Source organism: bacterium (genome assembly GCA_024226335.1).
Taxonomy (GTDB): domain Bacteria; phylum Myxococcota_A; class UBA9160; order SZUA-336; family SZUA-336; genus JAAELY01.
The window spans coordinates 1-2,840 of the sequence record JAAELY010000081.1; the positions used below are offsets into that span (position 1 = coordinate 1).

Here is a 2,840-nt window from a genome sequence, read left to right on the forward strand (position 1 = left end):
GTCGGCTGCAAACTGCCCCATGTGCCAGAAGCCCTGTCTGTTGGCCACGTGTGCAACGGTCGTTGACGGATCCGGACGCAGGAGATGCGTCCGGACTCGATGCAGCCTGATCGCCGTCAGGTAGGTCTTTGGGCTGATGCCGAAGTACTCGCGGAAGGCATAGTTCAGAGTGCGCCAGCTCATTCCTGTCGCCTGACAGACTTCGCGAATCGTGACCGGTTCGTCCGTGATGTCTTCCAGCAGGACTCGGGCTCGCTTCAATGCCGTCTGGCGAGAACGCGAGTCGGGCACCGGCGATTCCTCGACCCGTCCCGAGGCCAGTGTCTCCAGAAGCAATCTCGGGATCTCGAAGCGGAGCCGCTCCTTGATCTCGTGTGTTCCACTGAGCTGTGGATTCTCTCTAACCGCGCTGCGGAGCGAGCGAAGCTCACCTCGCAGGCCCTGCATCGCTGTCGGATCGAGTTGATGAAGCCCAGGCTCGATCAGGCGACCGAACTCACGTGCACCTATGAGCTCTGCGGTCTGCTCGAGAACCTCCTCGCTTACCGACAAGGAGTAGGCGGAGAACCCTGGCCCCGAGGTCGCTTCGAATTCACGGTTGGCCGGGAATGCGAAGATGCTCTGCGCGGACATCGACGACCCGCAACAACTGACGCAGTCGACCTCGCGCTCCAGTATCCCGAACGTCCGCATCCCCGGCGGAGTCTCCCCGTGCTTGGCGTAGCCGCGGGAGAACTCGAATCTCTCCAATCCAATCCCGGGACCCGCGAGATGCATGTACTCGCCGGTCGACGCTCCAGTGTCCAACTGACAGAAGTCGAGTGTCCAATCACCGGCGAGGCGGAGGAATTCGTCCAAACCCGAGAACCGCGCGTCCACCATTTGGGGGGTACGAACGGTCTTGGTCTCGATTCCTGACACGTCAACGCCCCGTGCGAATTCTTGATGTTGCGCTCGGAGAGCGACACATAGTATGCCGGCACGATAAACGACTGTCCATTGACTATTCGATCCCCTGAATCGGATTCAGACCTCCAGGAACACGGTTTGGCCACGTTCGAGACGCCGCGAAGGACGCCCGGTCGCCCGCGGGGGAAGCCTGAGCTGGTTCGAGCGAAGCGTGTGGTCACGTACGTCACGGATGAGGAATTCGCCAAGTTGGAGCGTCTCGCCGAACGAGAGGCCAGTTCGCTCTCGGGGATCGTCCACAAGTGTCTGGCACGGTTCCTCAGAGCCCGTCGGTGAGTCACGTAGAGGAGATGTTTGCGGTGGGCCAAGCAACGCCTGAACAGACTGGGGATGCGCCAAGTCGGGATCGCGGAGTCAATCGACGCGACGTAATGAAGACGGCGGCTGCGGGCATCGCAACCGGTGCGTTCGGAGTGTTCAGCGGTCGGGAAGCCCGGGCGGCACACGGGAACCGAGTCCAGGTCAAGATCGCCGGGTACGCCTATGACCGCGTGCGGGCGATCCAGGATGGGCGGCTCGGCGTGGATGGCTGCGACCTCAGCTTTCATGTCAAGGACATCTACCGTCTCAATGCAGGCGTTTTCGGGTCTGCGCGGACGTACGAGGTCAGCGAGACCGGCCTCATCCCGTACGTCAAGAAGTACGCGAACGAAGACTTCAGGGCGTACACGCTGATTCCCGTCTTCATCTCGCGGATGTTCCGGCACCGCGATATCTACATACGGCCCGACCGCGGGATCGAGAAGCCCGAGGATCTGCGAGGGAAGCGTATCGGCACCCCCGGTTACGGCATGAGCGCATCCACGTGGACCCGCGGCTTCCTCCAGGACATGCACGGCGTCAAGCCGGACGAGATGCGCTGGGTCGAAACCACGAAGAGCTCCGACGGAGGCACGCTGAGCGCGAGCATCGGGAGCTACGTCTTTCCCGATGGCTTTCCCTTCGAGAAGGGTCCGCCCGGCGTAGACGAATCGGAGATGATCATTGCCGGCGACGTCGATGCGCTCATCTCCGCCACCACGCCCAGGGCTTTCCTCGATAGGAACCCGAACGTGAAGCGGCTGTTTCCTGACTTCCGGTCAGCCGAACAGGCGTACTACAAGAAGGCGCGCGTGTTCCCGATCATGCACGCGATCGCGATCCGTAAGGACTTCGCGGATGCGAATCCCGGCCTGCCAGGGGCGATCTTCTCCATGTATAGCCGCGCCAAGCAGGCGGCCTACGACGACCTCGAGACGACAACGGCGCTCAAGGTGACACTGCCGTGGGCGACACAGGAATTCCTGGATACGCAGAAGTTGATGGGCGACAACTACTGGCCCTACGGCATCGAAGCGAACCGCACGGAACTCGAGCTCATCATGCGTTACACCTATGAACAAGGCCTGGCGAAGCGCCGGCTGGACGTCGAGGAGATCTTCCATCCCTCGACACTGCAACTTACGGAGACATCAGAATGAGACACGCCTCCACGATGCTCGGCATTCTCGCCGCGGGACTCGGCGCTGTCGGTGCGGTGACGACCGGCGCGGGCGGTCAGTCCGGGATCGTCCACGACGCGGAATTTGCCTTGCTCGAAGCTCAGAACGGTGAGACGTGGAGAGCGGACGATCGGCAGATCGATGCGAAGCTGGCTGAGATCCGCAGGAACAACGGCGGGAAGCCGCCGAACATCATCTACATCCTGCTCGACGATGTTGGGTTCGGCGAGCTCGCGATGCCCGATCTGGACGTGATCCGCGGCTACAGCACGCCGAACCTGAACGCCATGGCCCGGGAGGGACTCAGCCTTCAGCGCATGTACACCGAGCCATCCTGCACGCCCACTCGCGTCGCGTTCCTGACGGGACGCCATCCCGTCCGGACCGGAA

At 62.1% G+C, this 2,840-nt stretch carries 3 protein-coding genes; 2 read left to right on the forward strand and 1 reads right to left on the reverse strand.

All coding sequences use genetic code 11. From position 1 onward, the window contains the following. Positions 1-858, reverse strand: an 858-nt coding sequence (locus GY725_03590; GenBank protein MCP4003258.1) for a helix-turn-helix domain-containing protein, incomplete at its 3' end; no start/stop codon positions are given. Between the two features lie 410 nt (positions 859-1,268). Here GY725_03590 and GY725_03595 point away from each other — a divergent pair. Both GY725_03595 and GY725_03600 read left to right on the forward strand, forming a co-directional pair. Further along, positions 1,269-2,429 carry an ABC transporter substrate-binding protein gene (locus GY725_03595; protein MCP4003259.1) on the forward strand — a complete coding sequence of 387 codons (1,161 nt, stop codon included), beginning with the start codon at positions 1,269-1,271 and terminating at the stop codon, positions 2,427-2,429. A gap of 14 nt (positions 2,430-2,443) precedes the next feature. After that, positions 2,444-2,840, forward strand: a 397-nt coding sequence (locus tag GY725_03600) for a sulfatase-like hydrolase/transferase (GenBank protein ID MCP4003260.1), incomplete at its 3' end; no start/stop codon positions are given.